We start from the raw sequence: 19,553 nt of genomic DNA, 5'->3' as shown, positions 1-19,553 counted from the left end.
GCTCTTCCTATAATTGCCGATCCACTTGGCGGCCACAGTACCTTGACCACAGCTCTCTCCACCCCCAATCCGCTTGCCCTGATCACTGACGACATGCGCGAGGTGGATCATGTGATCGCCCAGCGCCTGACGACCACCGTCCCGCTGATTGCCCAGATCTCCCAGTACATCATTGCTGCAGGCGGCAAGCGCCTTCGCCCGGCCCTGCTGCTCATGGTCTGCAATGCGCTGGGCTACGAAGGCAGGGACAGGCATGTCCTGGCGGCCGTGGTCGAGCTGATTCATACCGCCACTCTGCTGCACGACGACGTGGTGGACGAGTCCACCCTGCGCCGTGGCCGCCCGACGGCCAACGAGACCTTCGGCAATCCGGCCAGCGTGCTGGTCGGGGACTTCCTGCACTCGCGCTCCTTCCAGATGATGGTGGAAGTGGGCAGCATGCGTGTGCTCAAGATCCTCTCGGACGCCACCAACGTGATCGCCGAGGGCGAGGTGCAGCAGTTAATCAACACGCACGATGCCTCGCTGGATGAAGCCGGCTACCTGCACGTCATCCGCTCCAAGACCGCCCAGTTGTTCGAGGCCAGCGCCCAGCTGGGCGCCGTGCTGGCCGACGCACCCCGCGAGATCGAACAGGCCTGCGCCATCTATGGCCAGGCCCTGGGCACCGCCTTCCAGATCATTGACGACGTGCTCGACTACACAGGCGACACCCAGGAAATGGGCAAGAACCTGGGCGACGACCTGCGCGAAGGCAAGTGCACCCTGCCGCTGATTGCCGCCATGCAGCGCGGCACTCCGGAGCAGGCTGCCATCGTGCGCAACGCCATCGAGCAGGGCTCAACCGAGCAGTTGTCTGCCGTTGTGGATATCGTGCGCAGCACAGGCGCGCTGGATGTGGCACGCGAAGCCGCCCATGCCGAGGCACGCCGCGCCATTGACGCAATAAATGTGCTCCCGAGCAATTTGCATACGGCAAGTTTGCTACAATTAGCCTCTCAGCTTTTGGAGCGACGCACCTGATTTCAGGCTGCATCGCTTTGTCTAAAAAAGCAACGGGGTGTAGCTTAGCCTGGTAGAGCGCTACGTTCGGGACGTAGAGGCCGGAGGTTCGAATCCTCTCACCCCGACCATTTCTGGTCACTTCATCACCACGCCACCATTGAGCCAGGTTCAAGACCTGGGTGCGCAACAGTGCGTCTGGCCTTTCAAGCCTTCAGGGATGATAGGATAAATGTCCTTTCCTCTCAAACGTCTTGCTACATGGCTGTTGCTGACTCCTCGCTCAAGAATGCTTCCGCTGTTGCATCGCTTCCCGGCATCGGGCGAGCCCTGATATCAGCAGGCAAGGTATCGCAGCAGGCAGCGGAAGCCGCCGCCAGCAAGGCCGGCGCCAACCGCACCTCGTTCATTGCCGAGTTGAGCAACGCGGGCATCCTCTCAGCCCTGGAAGTGGCCGAGACGGTCTCCACCATGTTCAGCGCGCCGCTGCTCGATCTTGATGCCATCAACGCCGCGCGCCTGCCGCATGAGTTGCTGGACGCCAAGATCATCAGCTCCTATCGCGTCCTCCCCTTGAGCAAGCGAGGCAACCGCATCACGGTGGCCACGGCCGACCCGACACAGCAGGAAGCTGCAGAGCAGATCAAGTTCACCACCCAGCTAGGCGTGGATTGGATCATCGTCGAGGCCGACAAGCTGGAACGCCTGATAGCTCAGCAGAGCAAAAGCGCCAGCGAAACCATGGAGAGCTACAGCGGGGGCGGCGATTTCGAGTTCGGCGACCTCAAGCCCGACGAGGTTGCCGAGGAGAAGGACAACACGGCGGCAACGGACGTCGAGGACGCGCCCATCGTCAAGTTCCTGCACAAAATGCTGCTCGACGCCTTCAACATGCGCGCGTCGGACCTGCATTTCGAGCCCTACGAACATCAGTACCGCGTGCGCTTCCGGATTGACGGCGAGTTGCGCGAGATTGCATCGCCCCCCATTGCGATCAAGGAGAAGCTGGCCTCGCGCATCAAGGTGATCTCGCGCATGGACATCTCGGAAAAGCGGGTTCCGCAAGACGGGCGCATGAAGCTCAAGGTGGGTCCGGACCGCGTCATCGATTTTCGCGTGAGCACCCTGCCCACGCTCTTCGGCGAGAAGATCGTGATCCGTATCCTTGACCCGAGCTCGGCCAAGATGGGCATTGATGCCCTGGGCTACGAACCCGAGGAAAAGGCACGTCTGATCGAAGCCATCGGGCGCCCCTACGGAATGATTCTGGTGACAGGCCCCACGGGCTCGGGCAAGACGGTGTCGCTGTACACCTGCCTGAACATGCTGAACAAGGCCGGGGTGAACATCGCGACGGCAGAAGACCCCTCGGAAATCAACCTGCCCGGTGTCAACCAGGTCAATGTGAACGAAAAGGCGGGCCTTACCTTTGCGACGGCGCTCAAGGCCTTTCTGCGCCAGGATCCCGACATCATCATGGTCGGTGAAATCCGTGACCTGGAAACCGCCGACATCTCGATCAAGGCCGCGCAGACCGGTCACTTGGTGCTGTCCACGCTGCACACCAACGACGCACCGACCACGTTGACGCGCATGCGCAACATGGGCATTGCCCCCTTCAACATCGCATCGAGCGTGATCCTGATCACCGCCCAGCGGCTGGCCAGGCGCCTGTGCCCCCAGTGCAAGGAGCCTGCGGATATCCCGCGGGAGGCGCTGCTGGAGGCGGGCTATGACGAGGCGGACATCGATGGCAGCTGGGTCACCTACAAGCCCGTGGGCTGCCAGGCATGCAACAACGGCTACAAGGGACGTGTCGGCATCTACCAGGTGATGCCGATCAGCGAAGAAATCCAGCGCATCATCCTGCAGGACGGCAGCGCGCTGGAGATCGCGGCACAGGCCAAGCGGGAAGGCGTTCGGTCTCTGCGCGGATCCGGACTGCACAAGGCCAGACTAGGACTGACCTCGCTCGAAGAAGTGCTGGCAGTTACCAATGAGTAAATAGCGCGGACAGCGCAGACAACAAAAGAGGGAGCACGATGGCCACAGCCGCGTCCAAGGGAATCAAGGAATTTGTCTTCGAGTGGGAAGGCAAGGATCGCAACGGCAAGATCATTCGAGGCGAAACCCGGGCCGGAGGCATCAACCAGGTCCAGGCCATGCTGCGCCGCCAGGGCGTGCTTCCCAGCAAGATCAAGAAGCGCCGTACGCGCGGCGGCAAGAGGATCAAACCCAAGGACATCGCGCTGTTCACGCGCCAGATGGCCACGATGATGAAGGCTGGTGTCCCGCTGCTGCAGGCCTTCGACATCGTCGGGCGCGGCAACACCAACCCCAGTGTCACGCGCCTGCTGGCCGATATCCGCTCCGACGTGGAGACGGGCACCTCGCTGAATGCGGCCTATCGCAAGCACCCCATGTACTTCGATAGCCTCTACTGCAATCTGGTGGAGGCCGGGGAAGCGGCCGGTATCCTGGAGGCCCTGCTCGATCGGCTGGCCACCTATATGGAAAAAACCGAGGCCATCAAGTCCAAGATCAAGTCCGCCTTGATGTATCCGATCTCGGTGATCGTCGTGGCCTTCATCGTCGTGACCATCATCATGATCTTCGTGATTCCCGCCTTCAAGGAAGTGTTCAGCTCCTTCGGCGCGGATCTGCCGGCACCGACGCTGTTCGTGATGGGTATCAGCGACATCTTTGTCCAATGGTGGTGGGTGATCTTCGGCGTGATCGGAGGCGGCTTCTACTTCTTCATGCAGGCCTGGAAGCGCAATGAGCGCATGCAGCAGTTCATGGATCGTGCAATGTTGAAGATGCCGGTCTTTGGCGTGCTGATCGAGAAATCCTGCGTTGCACGCTGGACGCGCACGCTGTCGACAATGTTTGCGGCAGGCGTTCCGCTGGTCGAGGCACTGGATTCCGTCGGCGGCGCCTCCGGGAATGCCGTCTACGCCAATGCCACCGAGAAGATCCAGCAGGAAGTCTCCACCGGCACCAGCCTCACGGTGGCCATGACCAATGCCAACGTCTTTCCCTCCATGGTGCTGCAGATGTGCGCCATCGGCGAGGAATCCGGCTCCATCGACCACATGCTTGGCAAGGCGGCCGATTTCTACGAAGAGGAAGTCGATGACATGGTGGCCGGCCTGTCCAGCCTGATGGAACCCATCATCATCGTCTTCCTGGGCACCCTGATCGGCGGCATCGTGGTTTCCATGTACCTGCCCATCTTCAAGCTGGGCCAGGTGGTTTGATGCCCTTGGATCCCTGGATGCAGGCCGCGTTGGGCGGCCTGCTTGGCCTGCTGGTGGGCAGCTTTCTCAACGTGGTGGTGCACAGGCTGCCACGCATGATGGAACAGCAATGGAACGCGGAATGCGCCCAATGGGCACAGGAGCAGTCCGGTGCCGCACCTCCCTCTGCTGCTGCGACTGACCCTGCCGAGGCTCCCCTGAGCCTGAGCCGCCCCCGCTCGCGCTGCCCGCATTGCGGCCATGCCATCCATTGGTACGAGAACATTCCCGTGCTCAGCTATCTGGCACTGCGGGGCCGGTGCTCGGAATGCAAGGCATCGATCAGCATCCGCTACCCGCTGGTGGAACTGGCCTGCGCTGCGCTATTCGCCTACTGCACGATGCAATGGGGCATCACGCCCACGGGCGCCATCTGGTGCCTGTTCAGCGCCGCCTTGCTGAGCCTGGCATTGATCGACTGGGATACCACACTACTCCCCGACGACATCACCCTGCCCTTGCTGTGGGCCGGGCTGCTTTCATCGGCACTGCACTGGACCGCTGTGCCTCTGGCCGACGCGGTCTGGGGTGCCGCAGCGGGCTATCTTTCGCTGTGGCTGGTCTACTGGGCCTTCAAGCTGGTCACCGGCAAGGAAGGCATGGGCTACGGCGACTTCAAGCTGTTTGCCGCGCTGGGGGCCTGGTTCGGCTGGCAGGCTCTTGTGCCCATCATCCTGATCTCGTCCGTGATTGGCGCCATCGTGGGCATTGCGCTGAAGATCAACAGCCGCCTGCGCGAAGGTGGCTATGTTCCCTTTGGCCCCTTTCTTGCGGGCGCCGGCTTTGCCGCCATGGTGTTCGGACCCCAGCAGATGCTGCAATCCCTGTTGGCGGCCATCGGTCTTTGATCCGACACTGCGGCATGGAATCCAGCAACGCCCCGCCACCACGTCCGCACCCGCGCCCTTTCCGGCTGGGCCTGACCGGCGGCATCGGCAGCGGCAAGAGCACCGTGGCCGCACAGCTTGCCTTGTGCGGAGCAAGCATCATCGATGCCGACCAGATCTCGCGCAGCCTCACCGCCCCGGCAGGCGCCGCATTGCCCGAGATTGCGCGCCGTTTCGGGCCTGAACTGATCGATGCGAACGGTGCTCTGGACCGTGCGCGAATGCGCGAACTGGTCTTCCAGCAGCCTGCCGCACGCCAGCAGTTGGAAGCCATCATCCACCCTCTGGTGGCTCGGCAAACGGCCCTTGAAGTCCAGCAGGCCACCGATGCCGGATGCGCGCTCATCGTGCATGACATCCCGCTGCTTGTGGAGTCCGGCCGCTGGCCTGCCCTGCTCGATGCCGTGCTGGTCGTGGACTGCCGGACGGAAACACAGATCGCACGCGTCATGGCCCGCAACGGATTGCCCCGCGATGCTGTGCAAGCCATCGTCGCCGCCCAGGCCACCCGCGCGGCACGGCTGGCTGCGGCCGACTGGGTGATCTACAACGACGAAGCCATGACGATAGAGGCTTTGCGCGCATGCAGCGATCGAATCTCGGCATGGTTCGGGCTATGATGCACGCCATGGCTTGGCCTGTGCGTGTAATTCAGCATGTGCACGACGTAGACAGCTGATTCCTGAGCACCCCGAGGAGCCCAGCAAGCGTGATCCTGTACGAATATCCTTTCAATGAGCGCCTGAGGACCTACCTCAGGCTGGAGCAGCTGTATCGCCGCCTGGGCGAGCTGCTGTCGCGCGCTCATTCCATCGATCACCATTTCGCGCTGGTCACCATCTTCGAGATCATGGACGTGGCAGCACGCACCGACCTCAAGACGGACGTGCTCAAGGACCTCGAACGCCACAAAAGCCTGCTCGACAGCCTGCGCGGCAACCCCGATATCGCCGAGCACATGCTCGACCAGGTGTCCCGCCATGTGGAGCAGTGCTTTGCCCAGCTCAACGCCCAGAACGGAAAGGCCGGCCAGTCCCTGACCGACAACGAATGGCTGATGGCCGTGCGCAGCCGCATCGGCATCCCTGGCGGCACCTGCGGTTTCGATTTGCCGGCCTATCACGCCTGGCAGTTCCATGACCCCCAGGTGCGCCTGCGTGATCTGGAGGACTGGGCCAGCACACTGACCCCGCTGGGTCAGTCGCTGCAGCTGCTGCTCAAGATGCTGCGCGAAACAGGCGTGCCGCAATGGGTGGCCGCAGAAAAGGGCGTGTTCCAGCAGGCCATGCCGCCCGGTCGCAGCTTTCAGCTGCTGCGCCTTCGCATAGACCCTGCGTTGAATCTTGTTCCGGAAATCAGCGGCAACCGCCTGTTGGTTTCAGTGCGCCTGCTTCGCCCCGAGAGCGGCGCCAAACCCCAGCCTTGCAACGAAGATGCCTCGTTCGAGGTCACGCTTTGCAGCTGATGGAAAAGACTGCCGGCATGTCCACGAAAGCCACGCCCTCTGTCGATGCATCATCCGCATCCGCAGGGCCCACGGTGCGCTGCCCGACCTGCAGCGGCCCCAGCCTGTTCGCGCCGGCCAACCGCTTTCGGCCCTTTTGCAGCGAGCGCTGCTACCAGATCGACCTGGGCGCCTGGGCCAACGAGGAATTCCGCGTGCCTGCGCCCATGCCCCCGGAGGATTCGCCCTTCGGCGATCCTCGCACTGAACCTTGATCAGGTCTGATCAGACTTTCGGTTGACCTGCCTCATAGAAGCCGGCATCAAAAGGCAGCCCACGTTCCTCGCTGAGCCATTGCAGCACCGGATAGGCGCCAGGCAGCACCGGCTGCACCTGCAGCGGAAGTTGCTGCCAGGCCATCTGCTGGCCTTCTCGCATCTCGAACTCCCCACTCCAACGCGTGATCTTGCACCAGTGCAGGCGCACCAGGGCATGCGGATAGTCATGCTCGGTCACCTTCCAGACGGGGGCTGCTGCGATCTCGACGCCCAGCTCTTCCTGAAGCTCGCGATGCAATGCCTGCTCCACGGTCTCGCCGGATTCGATCTTCCCGCCAGGGAACTCCCAATAGCCGGCATAGGGCTTGCCAGGCGGCCGACTGGTGATCAGCAGCGCGCCATCGGACTCGCGCAGGAGCACGCCAACAGCGACTTCGGTGTGCTTGCGCTGGGCCGGCGCTTGAGACGGCGTTTGAGACTGGGCAGCATCAGCGCCGGTGTTCAGGGAGATTTCTTTTTCAGTCACTTGATCTTTCGCAAAAAACCGCCCGGCCCCAAGGCCGGGCAGCAGGCTTGTCAGAGTTCGGCCTCTTCGGCCAGCCCTTGGACATCGGCGATGCCAGTCTGGCGCTGGTTCGGGCGCTCGGCGCGGCCCGCATAGTCACGCGCGAACTGATGGGCCACGCGGCCGCTGCGCGAGCCACGCTCCAGCGCCCAGACCAGGGCCTCAGGGCGCGCGGCCTCGATCGTGGCCTGGTCCAGTCCCAGGGCCTCCAGCCATTGCGCCACCACGCGCAGGTACTCGTCCTGGCTGAAGGGATAGAAGCTCACCCACAGGCCGAAGCGCTCGGACAGGGAGATCTTTTCCTCAATCACCTCGCCGGGATGCAGCTCCCCATCCTCGCCGCGCTGGTAGGTCAGATTCTCGGACTGGTACTCCGGCAGCAGATGGCGACGATTGCTGGTCGCATAGACCAGCACGTTCGGGCTGGCGGCGCTGACCGATCCATCCAGAATGGACTTCAGGGCCTTGTAGCCAGGCTCGCCTTCCTCAAAGCTCAGATCGTCGCAATAGATGATGAACTTCTCGGGCCGGCCGGCCACCACATCGACGATGTCGGGCAGATCGGTCAGATCGGCCTTGTCCACTTCGATCAGGCGCAGGCCCTGCGAAGCAAAGGCATGCAGGCAGGCACGGATCAGCGAGGATTTGCCCGTGCCGCGCGCGCCGGTGAGCAGCACGTTGTTGGCCGTGCGGCCGGTCACGAACTGCTCGGTATTGCGCGCGATCTTGTCCTTTTGCACATCGATGTTCTGCAGGTCGGACAGTTGCATGGCGCCGACGTGGCGCACGGGCTCCAGCAAACCGCAGCCGTTGGCGCGCTTGCGATAGCGCCAGGCGATCGCGGTATTCCAGTCTGCGGGGGATTGCAGCGGCTGGGGCAGGATGGCCTCGATGCGCTGCATCAGCTGCTCGGCGCGCTGCACCAATTGCAGCAAAGGGGCGGCGACGGCTTCTGTGGGCAATGTCATGGATGTCTCTCGAATACGGATCTCACGGCTGCCGACGCTGGATATACCCGGGAATCGAGATGGATCTCATGCCAACGCCAGAGCTTTTGCGCGCCGGCCGCCATTGAAAGCTGGCAGCAGCCAGGCACAAGGCCTGCGGCTGCCGGCGGCACGGTGGGTGGAGAGTCAGGAGCGGTAGTCGGCGTTGATGCTCACGTAGTCGTGGCTCAGATCGCAGGTCCACACGGTCTGCTCGGCCTCCCCTCGGCCCAGTAGCACGCGCACGATGATCTCCTGCTGCTTCATCACGCGCTGGCCGTCTTCCTCCTGATAGGCAGGGTTGCGGCCGCCATTGACTGCGACATGCACATCGTTCAGGTACAGGTCGATCTTGGTCTGGTCCAGATCGTCGATGCTAGCATAGCCAACCGCCGCGAGGATGCGGCCCAGGTTCGGGTCGCTGGCAAAGAACGCCGTCTTGACCAGGGGCGAATGCGCGATGGAGTAGGCCACCAGGCGGCACTCGGCCTCGGTCTTGCCACCTTCCACCTTGATGGTGATGAACTTGGTGGCGCCTTCGCCATCGCGCACGATGGCCTGGGCCAGCAAACGCGACACATCCAGCAATGCAGCCTTCAGGGCCTGGCCTTCGGCGCTGGTCAGCGAAGTGATCTGCGCATTGCCGGCCTTGTGCGTGGCCACCAGCACAAAGGAATCGTTGGTCGACGTGTCGCCGTCGATGGTCACACGGTTGAACGAGCCGTCGGCCAGCTCCTTGACCAGGGGCTGCAGCAGCTCGGGAGCGATGGCCGCATCGGTGGCCAGAAAGCCCAGCATGGTCGCCATGTTGGGGCGGATCATGCCCGCGCCCTTGCTGATGCCGGTGATGCTCACGCGCTTGCCGCCAATGTCCACGGCCCGGCTGAAGGCCTTGGGCAGGGTGTCGGTGGTCATGATGCCCTCGGCAGCCGTACCCCAGTTGTCGGCCTTGGCTGCAGCAATGGCGGCCGGCAGGCCGGCTGCAATGCGGTCCACAGGCAGCTCTTCCATGATCACGCCAGTGGAGAACGGCAGGATCTGCTCGGGCTTGAGCTGCAGCAGCGCTGCCAGATCTGCGCAGGTACGGCGCGCACGTGCCAGGCCGTCGGCGCCGGTGCCCGCATTGGCATTGCCTGTGTTGATGACCATGGCACGGATGGCGCCCGCTGTCTGAACCAGATGCTCGCGGCTGACCTGCACAGGCGCTGCGCAGAAACGGTTCTGTGTGAACACGCCAGCCACCGAAGCGCCCTCGTCGAGCAGGAACACGGACAGGTCCTTGCGGTTGGCCTTGCGCACACCGGCTTCGGTGACGCCGATGCGAACGCCGTCGATCGCCAACAGGTCGGCGTGCACGGGAGCGGAGAGATTCACAGGCATTGAGGGGCTTCCTACAGTGAAAGAAAAACGCGCTCCATTATCGGAACAAACCGGAGCGGCACATATTTCATCGACCTTAAAAAAGAAAACGGCACGGAGTGCATCCGTGCCGTTTTCCGTGTCTTGCGGCGTCTTACGACGCCGGCCGCATCACGACAGCTTGCCGTGGCACTGCTTGTACTTCTTGCCGCTGCCGCAGGGGCAGGGATCATTGCGGCCCACGCGAGCGCCTTCGGGCAGCTCCAACGGCTCATCTTCGACGGAGCCGCCGATGTCGCCATCCGACGGAGCGCCATAGGTCATGTGCTCCAGGCTGTGGGCGCTGCGCTGCTCCAGGGCCTCGGTGGCCTGCTCCACCTGTTCGCGCGACTGCACCTGCACGGTCATCAGCACGCGCGTGACTTCGGTCTTGACCTGGTCGATGAGCTGGCGGAACAGCTCGAAGGCCTCGCGCTTGTATTCCTGCTTGGGCTGCTTTTGCGCATAGCCGCGCAGGTGGATGCCCTGGCGCAGATAGTCGAGTGCAGACAGGTGGTCACGCCAGTTGGTGTCGAAGCTTTGCAGCAGAACGGCGCGCTGGAATTGCGTGAAGTTCTCGCGGCCGATCAGCTCGACCTTGGCATCGAACACTTCGCGGGCGGCCTGCAGCACCTTTTCGAGGATTTCCTCGTCGGTGATGGCGTGCGCGGACTGCACCTGCGACTGCAGCGGCAGCTGGATGCGCCATTCGCTTTCCAGCGCCTTTTCCAGACCGGCCAGGTCCCACTGCTCTTCCATGGACTCGGCAGGAACGTACTGGCGCACCAGATCGGACACCACGTCGTCGCGCATCACCGTGATCATCTCGTACAGGTCCGAGGCGTCGAGGATCTCGTTGCGCTGCTGGTAGATCACCTTGCGCTGATCGTTGGACACGTCGTCGTATTCGAGCAGCTGCTTGCGGATGTCGAAGTTGCGGGCCTCGACCTTGCGCTGAGCGCCTTCGATGGAGCGGGTCACGATGCCGGCTTCGATGGCTTCGCCATCGGGCATCTTCAGGCGGTCCATGATGGCGCGCACACGGTCGCCCGCGAAGATGCGCATCAGCGCATCGTCCAGGCTCAGGTAAAAGCGCGAGGAGCCGGGATCGCCCTGGCGACCCGAACGGCCACGCAGCTGGTTGTCGATACGACGCGATTCATGGCGCTCGGTGGCGATGATGCGCAGGCCACCCAGGGCCGAGACCTTGTCGTGCTCGATCTTCCAGTCGGCGCGCATTTGTTCGATGCGCTGCTGGCGTTCGGCTTCGGACAGGGATTCATCGGCCTCGACAGCAGCCACCTGCTTTTCGATGTTGCCGCCCAGCACGATGTCGGTGCCGCGGCCGGCCATGTTGGTGGCGATGGTGATCATGCCGGGACGACCGGCCTGGGCCACGATGTCGGCCTCGCGCTCGTGCTGCTTGGCGTTGAGCACCTGGTGGGGCAGGTTTTCCTTGTTGAGCAGCTCGTCGATGATTTCGGAGTTCTCAATCGAAGTCGTGCCCACCAGCACAGGCTGGCCGCGCTCATGGCATTCACGGATATCGCGGATCGCCGCCTCGTACTTCTCGCGCGTGGTCTTGTAGACACGGTCGAGCTGGTCGTCGCGCTTGCTGGGACGGTTGGGCGGAATCACCATGGTCTCGAGACCATAGATTTCCTGGAATTCGTAGGCCTCGGTATCGGCCGTGCCCGTCATGCCAGCCAGCTTGCCGTAGAGACGGAAGTAGTTCTGGAAGGTGATCGAGGCCATGGTCTGGTTCTCGGCCTGGATGGTCACGCCTTCCTTGGCCTCGACCGCCTGGTGCAGGCCGTCGCTCCAGCGCCGGCCTGCCATCAGGCGACCCGTGAACTCGTCAACGATGACGATCTCGCCGTTCTGCACCACATAGTGCTGGTCACGGTGGTAGAGGTTGTTGGCACGCAGCGCCGCGTAGAGATGGTGAACCAGGGTGATGTTGGCCGGGTCGTACAGCGAGGCGCCCTCGGCAATCATGCCGGCGTGGCCCAGCAGGCGCTCTGCGGCCTCGTAGCCCTGGTCGGTCAGGAACACCTGGTGGCTCTTCTCGTCCACCGTGAAGTCGCCGGGCTTGGTCACGCCCTCGCCGGTGCGCGGGTCGGCTTCGCCTTCCTGGCGCACCAGGTTGGGAACGATCTTGTTCATGGCCACGTACATGGCCGTGTGGTCTTCGGCCTGGCCGCTGATGATCAGCGGCGTGCGGGCCTCATCGATCAGGATGGAGTCCACCTCGTCGACGATGGCGTAGTTGAGCACGCGCTGAACGCGGTCGCCCGACTCGTAGACCATGTTGTCGCGCAGGTAGTCGAAGCCGTATTCGTTGTTCGTGCCGTAGGTGATGTCGCTGTTGTAGGCGGCCTGCTTTTCCTCGCGCGGCATGTTGGGCAGGTTGATGCCCACCGACAGTCCGAGGAAGTTGTACAGCTTGGCCATCCAGGTCGCATCGCGATTGGCCAGATAGTCGTTCACGGTCACCACGTGCACGCCATTGCCCGACAGTGCGTTCAGGTAGACCGGCAGCGTGGCGGTCAGCGTCTTGCCTTCGCCGGTGCGCATTTCGGCGATCTTGCCGTAGTGCAGCGCCATGCCGCCCAGCAGTTGAACGTCGAAGTGGCGCATCTTCATGACGCGCTTGGAGCCCTCGCGCACCACGGCGAAGGCTTCGGGCAGCAGGTCGTCCAGCGACTCGCCCTTGGCCACACGTTCCTTGAACTCCTGCGTCTTTGCACGCAGAGCCTCGTCGCTGAGCTTCTCGTAGTCGGGCTCCATCGCATTGATGCGAACAACCGTCTTGCGGTATTGCTTGAGAAGCCGATCGTTTCGGCTGCCGAATAGTTTGGTGAGGAAGTTGGTGGCCATGCGAAAAAGACACACCGCCGCCCGCTGAAGCGGACTGCGGTGTGCCTGGAATCCCTAGATTGTTGGATTTCAGATGGGGCCGCTCCACCTGCCTGCAAGTGCTCTTCTGAAGAACACATGCGACCGGGCCGAAGCGAGAACCGAACAATTGATTCTAACTGCCTCTGTCCAACCCTCTTTCAGGCAGGACGACGCATGCAGCCGCACAGCCCCGAACCCGAATCCCCGGACCCGCGCCACCCGGCAGATGCTGCTATAACGACCCTCCGGGCCGGCGCATGCCAACGCTGCCAGTCCAGCCCTTCAAGCCCATGACCTTCACACGCCGCCACCACGCCGTCACCGCCCTGCACGCCGTCGAGAACTCGCCCACGCTGGCGCGGCTCGCACAGCTCACCCGGGACTCCAGCAATCGCCTGACGGCCATCCTGCCCCTGGTGCCGCCGCTGCTGCGCGCCAGCCTGCAGGCGGGCCCCATCGAGGGCAGCACCTGGTGCCTGCTGGTGCGAAACAATGCGGCAGCCGCCAAGATCCGCCAGTTGCTTCCCGCCATGGCCGCCCACCTGCGCACCAAGGGGTGGGATGTGACCGAGATCCGGCTCAAAGTGCAGGCCTGATCGGCCGCTGAAACAAACGCGGCCGGAAATGAAGAAAGCAATGAAAAAAGGCCTCCGAAGGAGACCTTTTGGTGCCGGTTGTCGGATTCGAACTGACGACCTACCGCTTACAAGGCGGGTGCTCTACCAACTGAGCTAAACCGGCGAAGCACGAATTCTAGCGCAGAAAAAGACTGCTTCAGCCGTTCCCGGCGTCTGCGAACACGCTTGCGCGCGTAATCGCAGGCCCGGGATACGGAAAACCTACTTCACCAGCTTCAGCGAGGGCCGCGTGCCCGAGGGCGGCGGCGTGCGCGGGGGCTCTTCATCATCACCCTCGTTCTGGATACTCACCAACTGCACCACGCGTTCGTCGGCAGCTGGCTCGGCCGGCACTTCGGCAACTGCGTCCTGCGACACAGGCTCATCGGATTCCTGCTCGACCGAAACTTCGTTGTCGGCGTCGGCATCCGACTCCGGCGCCGGGAAAGCCATGCCTTGGCCGGTCTCCCGTGCGTAGATGGCCATGACCTGCTCGACAGGCACCATGATTTCGCGTGGCTTGCCGCCAAAGCGGGCCGTGAAGCTGATGAAGTCATTGCCCATCTGCAGGCCGCTGGTGGCGTCGTAGCTGACGTTGAGCACGATCTCGCCGTCGCGCACGAACTCGCGCGGCACCTGCACGTTGCGGTCCACGCGCACTGCGATGTGGGGTGTGAAGCCGTTGTCGGTGCACCACTCGTACAGGGCCCGGATCAGGTAGGGGCGGGTGGAAGTTGCTTCGGGGGCAGTCATGACGATCCCAGGAAAAGAGTGGTCGTAATACGAAAACGGGCAGGATGGCGACCGGTTGACCGCCTTCCCTGCCCGCGCAATCAGTCGTCAACCGATGCGAATTACTTGCGCATCACCTTCTCGGAAGGCGTCAGCGCTTCGATGTAGGCAGGGCGCGAGAAGATGCGCTCGGCGTACTTGAGCAGCGGGGCGGCGTTCTTGGACACCTCGATGCCGTAGTAGTCCAGGCGCCACAGCAGCGGGGCAATGGCCACGTCCAGCATGGAGAAGTTCTCGCCCAGCATGTACTTGTTCTTGAGGAACACGGGAGCCAGTTGCGTCAGGCGGTCGCGGATGTGGGCGCGCGCCTTTTCGATGGCCTTTTCGTTGCCCTTGACGTTGCGCTCCTCGAGCGTGCTCACGTGCACGAACAGTTCCTTCTCGAAGTTCAGCAGGAACAGGCGCACGCGGGCGCGGTCCACCGGGTCGCCGGGCATCAGTTGGGGATGCGGGAAGCGCTCGTCGATGTACTCGTTGATGATGTTCGATTCGTACAGGATCAGGTCGCGCTCGACCAGGATGGGCACCTGGCCGTACGGGTTCATCACGCTGATGTCTTCAGGCTTGCTGAACAGGTCCACATCGCGGATCTCGAAGTCCATGCCTTTTTCGAACAGGACGAAACGGCAACGGTGTGAAAAGGGGCAGGTCGTTCCCGAATAAAGCACCATCATGGTGGAGGCTCCTAAAAATCAAAAAGAGTGGGTCGCTCGCGGCGCCCACTCTGCACACAGTTCAGCCGCGCAATCGCTTGCACGACCTTCTGCAGTCACGGTTTTATTTGACGTCTTTCCAGAACGCGGCGTTGAGGCGCCATGCAATGAAGATGAAGACCGCCAGGAAAAGCAGCACGCCCACGCCAATGCGGATGCGGCTGTTCTGTGCCGGCTCACCCATCCATTGCAGGTAGTTCACCAGATCGCCAACTGCCTGATCGTACTGCACTGGGCTCATGGAGCCGGGAGAGACCTGCTCCCACCCCTTGAAAACCTGGGTCTTCACGCCGTGCTCTTCGGCTTCTTCGAAGATGGCCCGGCGCTCGCCCTGCAGTTGCCACAGTGCATGGGGCATGCCCACGCTGGGGAAGGCCAGGTTGTTCCAGCCCGTGGCCTTGGTGTCATCGCGGTAGAAGGTGCGCAGGAAGGTGTAGAGATAGTCGGCACCCGTGCCGTTGTGGCCTGCGCGCGAGCGCGCGATCACTGTCAGATCCGGCGGATTGGCTCCGAACCACTCCTTGGCTTCCTTCGGGTTGATGGCCGCCTTCATGGTCTCGCCCACCTTGTCGGTGGTGAACAGCAGGTTGTCCTTGATTTCCTGCTCGGTCAGCCCGATGTCCTGCAGCCGGTTGAAGCGCATGAATGCGGCCGAGTGGCAGCTCAGGCAGTAGTTGACGAACAGCTTGGCGCCGTTTTGCAGCGATGCCGTGTCATTGGTCTTGCCCGGGGCCTTGTCCCAGGCGATGCCGCCTTCGGAAGCCTGTGCACCGGTCATGATGCCCAGGGCCGCGATCAACGTGAGAATCAGTTTCTTCATTGTTGTTCTCTCCAGCTTCAGTGCGGCTTGAACGTCACACGATCGGGAACGGGTTTGGTCTTGCCCAGGCGGCTCCACCAGGGCATCAGCAGGAAGAAGCCGAAGTAGAACAGCGTTCCGACCTGGGACACGCGCTCGCCGATGGGCGAAGGCGGCTGCACACCGAGATAGGCCAGGATCACGAAGTTGATCACGAAGATGCCGTAGAGGTACTTGTGCCAGCTCGGACGGTAGCGAATGGACTTGACCGGGCTGCAATCGAGCCAGGGCAGCGCGAACAGGATGATCACGGCGCCACCCATCACCAGCACGCCCCAGAACTTGGCGTCGATGGACAGCATCATGGCGATGACGCCCAGGGCCACGATGGCGACCACGCCCTTGACGGCGGCCGGCAGGCGCGACTTGAGCACGCCAAAGCCCGCACCCAGCAACACGCAGGCGATCAGCACATACATCATCTCGCTGGTGATAGCACGCAGCATCGAGTAGAACGGCGTGAAGTACCAGACCGGCGCAATGTGCGAAGGCGTCTTCAGCGGATCGGCCGGGATGAAGTTGTTGTACTCCAGGAAGTAGCCACCGAACTCGGGCGCGAAGAACACCACGGCCGAGAACAGGAACAGGAACACCGTCACGCCGAAGATGTCGTGCACCGTGTAGTAGGGATGGAAGGGAATGCCGTCCAGCGGATGACCCTTGGCGTCCTTGGGCGCGTTGGGGCCCTTGATCTCGATGCCGTCCGGATTGTTGGAGCCCACGTCGTGCAGCGCCAGCAAGTGGGCCACGACCAGGCCCAGCAGCACCAGGGGCACGGCGATCACGTGGAAGCTGAAGAAGCGGTTGAGCGTGGCATCGCCCACCACGTAGTCGCCACGGATCAGCAGCGCCAAGTCAGGGCCGATGAAAGGGATCGCCGAGAACAGGTTCACGATCACCTGGGCGCCCCAGTACGACATCTGGCCCCAGGGCAGCAGGTAGCCCATGAAGGCCTCGGCCATCAGCACCAGGAAGATGGCGCAGCCGAAGATCCAGACCAGTTCACGCGGCTTGCGGTACGAACCGTACAGAAGGCCGCGGAACATGTGCAGATAGACGACGACGAAGAAGGCCGACGCGCCCGTGGAGTGCATGTAGCGGATCAGCCACCCCCAGGGCACATCGCGCATGATGTACTCGACCGAGGCGAACGCCTTCTCGGCGTCCGGCTTGTAGTGCATCACCAGGAAGATGCCGGTGACGATCTGGATCACCAGCACCAGCAGCGCCAGCGAGCCGAAGATGTACCAGAAGTTGAAGTTCTTCGGAGCGTAGTACTCCGACATGTGCACACGGTAGGCGTCGAAAGCCGTTGGAAAACGGTTCTCGAACCAGTTCGTGAGCTTGGCGCCTGCGGGCGCGTTCGGATCGATGTCCTTGAATTCGTGGGCCATTGTTCTTGTCTCCCTCAAGCCTTGTCTTCACCGATGAGGAGCTTGGTCTCCGACAGGTACATGTGCGGCGGCACCTGCAGGTTGTCGGGGGCCGGCTTGTTCTTGAAGACACGGCCAGCCATGTCAAAGGTCGAGCCATGGCAGGGGCACAGGAAGCCGCCCTTCCAGTCATTGGGCAGCGAAGGCTGCGCGCCGGGCTGGAACTTGTCGGAAGGCGAGCAGCCCAGGTGCGTGCAGATGCCGACGACGACCAGCACTTCGGGCTTGATCGAGCGGGCTTCATTCATCGCGTAGGGCGGCGTGAACTCTTCAGGGTGGCGCTTGGACTGGGGATCGGCCAGCTGGCTGTCCAGCTCGGGCAGTTCCTTGATCTGTTCCGGCGTGCGCTTGATGATCCAGACTGGCTTGCCGCGCCACTCGACCGTGAGCTTCTCGCCGTCCTTGAGTGCGGAGATATCGACCTCCACTGCAGCCCCGGCGGCCTTGGCCTTCTCGGATGGCTGGAAGGTGCTCACGAACGGGACGGCTGTCGCCACGCCGCCCACCGCGCCAGCACACGCCGACGTGATGATCCACGTCCGCTTGCTGGAGTCGATTGGAGTGTCACTCATGGGGTTCCTCGAACTACGTCGCTTGAGTTGGGGTCAACAATAAATTGTAGCGGGGCGAGTATGGTTATTCCATACCGACTCCGACATTGACAGGCTCCAAAGCCGCGCAATACTGCGCTATCTCAAACTCTTTCCAGATGGAGCCAGCCATGGGCATGATGCAGGAATTTCGTGAGTTCGCAGTTAAGGGAAACGTGGTAGATCTCGCCGTGGGCGTCATCATCGGCGGAGCGTTTGGCAAAATCGTCGATTCCGTGGTAAACGACCTGATCATGCCGGTCGTTGGCCTGGTTTTCGGCAAGCTGGACTTCTCCAATCTGTTCGTCGTGCTGGGCAGCGTGCCCCCCGGAACAGCGATGACGCTCGATGCGCTCAAGAAGGCCGGCGTCCCCGTATTTGCCTATGGAAACTTCATCACGGTGGCGGTGAACTTCATCATCCTGGCCTTCATCATTTTCATGATGGTCAAGCAGATCAACCGCCTGCGCCGCGAGGCCCCGGCCGCCCCCGCGCCAGCTCCCGTCACACCCGAAGACATCGTGCTGCTGCGCGAGATTCGCGACAGCCTCAAGCGCTGAAATCCGTGTTTTGACGCAAATCAAAACGCCCGTGGCATGGTTGCCACGGGCGTTTTCCATTACTGCAGATTCCCGGTGCTTGGGCTAGCCATTCAAGCCGCCAATTTGCGCGCCATTCGCACGGACTCAATCAGACTGCTCGCCTCTGCAAGGCCCTGCCCTGCAATATCGAAAGCCGTGCCGTGGTCCGGGCTGGTGCGCACCAGCGGCAGCCCCAATGTGACATTCACGCCTTTTTCCACGCCCAGGTACTTCACGGGAATCAGTCCCTGGTCGTGGTACATGGCCAGCACCACGTCGAACTCGCCGGGATGGCCGGGCGCATTGCGGGCCCGCATGAACACCGTATCGGGCGCAAAAGGTCCGTGGGCGTCCAGGCCCTCGGCGCGCGCCTGGGCGATGGCCGGGGCGATGATCTCGACCTCCTCGCTGCCGAACAGGCCGCCCTCGCCCGCATGCGGGTTCAGCCCTGCCACACCGATCCGCGGCGGGCGGCCCAGGCTGCGAGACAGGGCCTCATGCGTGATGCGCAAGGTCTGCAGCAGGTTGTCCTTCGTTACCGCATCGATCGCCTTGCGCAGCGAGGTATGGATGCTGACCAGCACCGTGCGCAGCTCATCGTTGGCCAGCATCATGCGCACCGGCATGCGGTCCAGGCCCACACCCGCATGCTGCGCAGCCTCGAACTGCAGCAGCTCGGTATGACCAGGAAAGTCCACGCCCGCAGCATGCAGCGCCTCCTTGTGCAGAGGCGCCGTCACAAGAGCCGCGATCTCGCCGCGCAAGGCAGCCCGCGCGGCCCAGACCACGCAGCGCGCAGCCGCGTCACCGGCGCTGGCACTCACCTGGCCCCAGGACGCAGGACCGGGCAGCCCGGGCAGCTCCAGCAAAGGGATGCAGTGGCGCGGCACCTGCCACAGTTGCTCAGCCGACTCGATGACGGCCACGGGCAGGGGAATGGCGTTGTCGCCATCGCGCGCACGCGCCGCCACGGCGGCTGCCCGGCGCAGCGTCTGCAACTCGCCGACGACGAAGCAGCCGCGCATGACCTCGGGCACTTCCATGAATGCCTTGGCGATGGTCTCGGGCCCTACGCCTGCAGAGTCGCCCTGGGTGATGGCAATCGCGGCTTGGGGGTGTGTGAAATCAGGCATTTTCGGTATCCGGATCAGGCAAGCCGGTCATTCGCACCGCGCTTGCAGCAAAAGGCCTCGCCCCTTGGGCGGGCC

The 19,553-nt window shown here is 62.8% G+C and carries 19 protein-coding genes and 2 tRNA genes; 10 read left to right on the top strand and 11 right to left on the bottom strand.

All coding sequences use genetic code 11. The annotated features are described in order from the left end of the window. Positions 1 to 93: 93 nt before the first annotated feature. The 8 genes from LGR64_RS02675 (at position 94) to LGR64_RS02640 (ending at position 6,907) form a co-directional block, all read left to right on the top strand. Positions 94 to 1,023, top strand: a complete 930-nt coding sequence (locus LGR64_RS02675) for a polyprenyl synthetase family protein (protein WP_034396917.1) — start codon at positions 94 to 96, stop codon at positions 1,021 to 1,023. Between the two features lie 33 nt (positions 1,024 to 1,056). Then, positions 1,057 to 1,133 (top strand) — tRNA-Pro (locus tag LGR64_RS02670). 130 nt (positions 1,134 to 1,263) lie between these two features. Continuing rightward, the gene (gene pilB / locus LGR64_RS02665) at positions 1,264 to 3,006 is read left to right on the top strand and encodes a type IV-A pilus assembly ATPase PilB (protein WP_034396919.1); all 1,743 of its coding nucleotides are present in this window, start codon (positions 1,264 to 1,266) and stop codon (positions 3,004 to 3,006) included. Between the two features lie 38 nt (positions 3,007 to 3,044). Next, positions 3,045 to 4,262, top strand: coding sequence for a type II secretion system F family protein (locus LGR64_RS02660; RefSeq protein ID WP_043822319.1), 1,218 nt, complete (start codon positions 3,045 to 3,047; stop codon positions 4,260 to 4,262). Further along, positions 4,262 to 5,149 (top strand): prepilin peptidase, encoded by an 888-nt coding sequence (locus LGR64_RS02655; RefSeq protein WP_141835094.1) that lies wholly within the window; start codon positions 4,262 to 4,264, stop codon positions 5,147 to 5,149. Before LGR64_RS02660 ends, LGR64_RS02655 begins: the two co-directional genes overlap by 1 nt. A gap of 14 nt (positions 5,150 to 5,163) precedes the next feature. Continuing rightward, positions 5,164 to 5,808, top strand: coding sequence for a dephospho-CoA kinase (gene coaE, locus LGR64_RS02650; protein ID WP_141835097.1), 645 nt, complete (start codon positions 5,164 to 5,166; stop codon positions 5,806 to 5,808). A gap of 89 nt (positions 5,809 to 5,897) precedes the next feature. Continuing rightward, positions 5,898 to 6,653, top strand: a complete 756-nt coding sequence (zapD, locus tag LGR64_RS02645) for a cell division protein ZapD (RefSeq protein ID WP_063328234.1) — start codon at positions 5,898 to 5,900, stop codon at positions 6,651 to 6,653. Positions 6,654 to 6,670: 17 nt separating this feature from the next. Further along, positions 6,671 to 6,907: a DNA gyrase inhibitor YacG gene (locus LGR64_RS02640; RefSeq protein WP_123691054.1), complete on the top strand. Its 237-nt coding sequence runs from the start codon at positions 6,671 to 6,673 to the stop codon at positions 6,905 to 6,907. 10 nt (positions 6,908 to 6,917) lie between these two features. Here LGR64_RS02640 and LGR64_RS02635 read toward each other — a convergent pair whose 3' ends face one another. The 4 genes from LGR64_RS02635 to secA form a co-directional block, all read right to left on the bottom strand. Further along, a complete protein-coding gene (locus LGR64_RS02635; RefSeq protein WP_230354952.1) occupies positions 6,918 to 7,436 on the bottom strand; it encodes a (deoxy)nucleoside triphosphate pyrophosphohydrolase in 519 nt (172 codons plus the stop codon). Positions 7,437 to 7,486: 50 nt separating this feature from the next. Further along, positions 7,487 to 8,443 carry an ATP-binding protein gene (locus LGR64_RS02630; RefSeq protein WP_012207293.1) on the bottom strand — a complete coding sequence of 319 codons (957 nt, stop codon included), beginning with the start codon at positions 8,441 to 8,443 and terminating at the stop codon, positions 7,487 to 7,489. A 165-nt stretch (positions 8,444 to 8,608) separates the two neighbouring features. Continuing rightward, positions 8,609 to 9,841 (bottom strand): bifunctional glutamate N-acetyltransferase/amino-acid acetyltransferase ArgJ, encoded by a 1,233-nt coding sequence (gene argJ, locus LGR64_RS02625; RefSeq protein ID WP_013800814.1) that lies wholly within the window; start codon positions 9,839 to 9,841, stop codon positions 8,609 to 8,611. A gap of 150 nt (positions 9,842 to 9,991) precedes the next feature. After that, positions 9,992 to 12,739, bottom strand: a complete 2,748-nt coding sequence (secA, locus tag LGR64_RS02620) for a preprotein translocase subunit SecA (RefSeq protein ID WP_013800813.1) — start codon at positions 12,737 to 12,739, stop codon at positions 9,992 to 9,994. A 311-nt stretch (positions 12,740 to 13,050) separates the two neighbouring features. Here secA and LGR64_RS02615 point away from each other — a divergent pair, with 311 nt between their 5' ends. Continuing rightward, on the top strand, positions 13,051 to 13,356 hold the full coding sequence (locus tag LGR64_RS02615) for a hypothetical protein (RefSeq protein WP_034396930.1): 306 nt from the start codon (positions 13,051 to 13,053) through the stop codon (positions 13,354 to 13,356). A 69-nt stretch (positions 13,357 to 13,425) separates the two neighbouring features. On the opposite strand, the gene LGR64_RS02610 is transcribed toward LGR64_RS02615, so the two are convergent. From LGR64_RS02610 to petA, 6 genes are all read right to left on the bottom strand, one after another. Continuing rightward, positions 13,426 to 13,501: transfer RNA gene (locus LGR64_RS02610), tRNA-Thr, on the bottom strand. Between the two features lie 98 nt (positions 13,502 to 13,599). Further along, complete coding sequence (locus tag LGR64_RS02605) at positions 13,600 to 14,130, bottom strand: ClpXP protease specificity-enhancing factor (protein ID WP_043822309.1); 531 nt, start codon at positions 14,128 to 14,130, stop codon at positions 13,600 to 13,602. Between the two features lie 101 nt (positions 14,131 to 14,231). Beyond that, complete coding sequence (locus LGR64_RS02600) at positions 14,232 to 14,843, bottom strand: glutathione S-transferase N-terminal domain-containing protein (RefSeq protein WP_012207298.1); 612 nt, start codon at positions 14,841 to 14,843, stop codon at positions 14,232 to 14,234. Positions 14,844 to 14,946: 103 nt separating this feature from the next. After that, on the bottom strand, positions 14,947 to 15,702 hold the full coding sequence (locus LGR64_RS02595) for a cytochrome c1 (RefSeq protein ID WP_012207299.1): 756 nt from the start codon (positions 15,700 to 15,702) through the stop codon (positions 14,947 to 14,949). 17 nt (positions 15,703 to 15,719) lie between these two features. Next, positions 15,720 to 17,135 carry a cytochrome b gene (locus LGR64_RS02590; protein WP_013800811.1) on the bottom strand — a complete coding sequence of 472 codons (1,416 nt, stop codon included), beginning with the start codon at positions 17,133 to 17,135 and terminating at the stop codon, positions 15,720 to 15,722. A 14-nt stretch (positions 17,136 to 17,149) separates the two neighbouring features. After that, positions 17,150 to 17,746, bottom strand: a complete 597-nt coding sequence (gene petA, locus LGR64_RS02585) for a ubiquinol-cytochrome c reductase iron-sulfur subunit (RefSeq protein ID WP_012207301.1) — start codon at positions 17,744 to 17,746, stop codon at positions 17,150 to 17,152. A gap of 149 nt (positions 17,747 to 17,895) precedes the next feature. On the opposite strand from petA, the gene mscL reads away from it, so the two are divergent. Further along, complete coding sequence (gene mscL / locus LGR64_RS02580; RefSeq protein WP_012207302.1) at positions 17,896 to 18,324, top strand: large conductance mechanosensitive channel protein MscL; 429 nt, start codon at positions 17,896 to 17,898, stop codon at positions 18,322 to 18,324. Between the two features lie 92 nt (positions 18,325 to 18,416). Here mscL and pdxA read toward each other — a convergent pair whose 3' ends face one another. Then, positions 18,417 to 19,478: a 4-hydroxythreonine-4-phosphate dehydrogenase PdxA gene (gene pdxA / locus LGR64_RS02575; RefSeq protein ID WP_141835103.1), complete on the bottom strand. Its 1,062-nt coding sequence runs from the start codon at positions 19,476 to 19,478 to the stop codon at positions 18,417 to 18,419. Positions 19,479 to 19,553 lie beyond the last annotated feature (75 nt).

Source organism: Delftia sp. Lp-1 (assembly GCF_020523835.1).
GTDB lineage: Bacteria > Pseudomonadota > Gammaproteobacteria > Burkholderiales > Burkholderiaceae_C > Comamonas > Comamonas acidovorans.
Note: the sequence above shows the minus strand (reverse complement) of the source record. Positions and strands in the feature narration are given on the sequence as shown.

What these genes read in the sequence shown, in the direction of transcription:
- LGR64_RS02675 (WP_034396917.1), top strand. Translation starts at nt 94, where the DNA reads ATGCGCGAGGTGGATCATGTGATCGCCCAGCGCCTGACGACCACCGTC.
- pilB (WP_034396919.1), top strand. Translation starts at nt 1,264, where the DNA reads ATGGCTGTTGCTGACTCCTCGCTCAAGAATGCTTCCGCTGTTGCATCG.
- LGR64_RS02660 (WP_043822319.1), top strand. Translation starts at nt 3,045, where the DNA reads ATGGCCACAGCCGCGTCCAAGGGAATCAAGGAATTTGTCTTCGAGTGG.
- LGR64_RS02655 (WP_141835094.1), top strand. Translation starts at nt 4,262, where the DNA reads ATGCCCTTGGATCCCTGGATGCAGGCCGCGTTGGGCGGCCTGCTTGGC.
- coaE (WP_141835097.1), top strand. Translation starts at nt 5,164, where the DNA reads ATGGAATCCAGCAACGCCCCGCCACCACGTCCGCACCCGCGCCCTTTC.
- LGR64_RS02640 (WP_123691054.1), top strand. Translation starts at nt 6,671, where the DNA reads ATGTCCACGAAAGCCACGCCCTCTGTCGATGCATCATCCGCATCCGCA.
- LGR64_RS02630 (WP_012207293.1), bottom strand. Translation starts at nt 8,443, where the DNA reads ATGACATTGCCCACAGAAGCCGTCGCCGCCCCTTTGCTGCAATTGGTG.
- argJ (WP_013800814.1), bottom strand. Translation starts at nt 9,841, where the DNA reads ATGCCTGTGAATCTCTCCGCTCCCGTGCACGCCGACCTGTTGGCGATC.
- secA (WP_013800813.1), bottom strand. Translation starts at nt 12,739, where the DNA reads ATGGCCACCAACTTCCTCACCAAACTATTCGGCAGCCGAAACGATCGG.
- LGR64_RS02615 (WP_034396930.1), top strand. Translation starts at nt 13,051, where the DNA reads ATGACCTTCACACGCCGCCACCACGCCGTCACCGCCCTGCACGCCGTC.
- LGR64_RS02605 (WP_043822309.1), bottom strand. Translation starts at nt 14,130, where the DNA reads ATGACTGCCCCCGAAGCAACTTCCACCCGCCCCTACCTGATCCGGGCC.
- LGR64_RS02600 (WP_012207298.1), bottom strand. Translation starts at nt 14,843, where the DNA reads ATGATGGTGCTTTATTCGGGAACGACCTGCCCCTTTTCACACCGTTGC.
- LGR64_RS02595 (WP_012207299.1), bottom strand. Translation starts at nt 15,702, where the DNA reads ATGAAGAAACTGATTCTCACGTTGATCGCGGCCCTGGGCATCATGACC.
- LGR64_RS02590 (WP_013800811.1), bottom strand. Translation starts at nt 17,135, where the DNA reads ATGGCCCACGAATTCAAGGACATCGATCCGAACGCGCCCGCAGGCGCC.
- petA (WP_012207301.1), bottom strand. Translation starts at nt 17,746, where the DNA reads ATGAGTGACACTCCAATCGACTCCAGCAAGCGGACGTGGATCATCACG.
- mscL (WP_012207302.1), top strand. Translation starts at nt 17,896, where the DNA reads ATGGGCATGATGCAGGAATTTCGTGAGTTCGCAGTTAAGGGAAACGTG.
- pdxA (WP_141835103.1), bottom strand. Translation starts at nt 19,478, where the DNA reads ATGCCTGATTTCACACACCCCCAAGCCGCGATTGCCATCACCCAGGGC.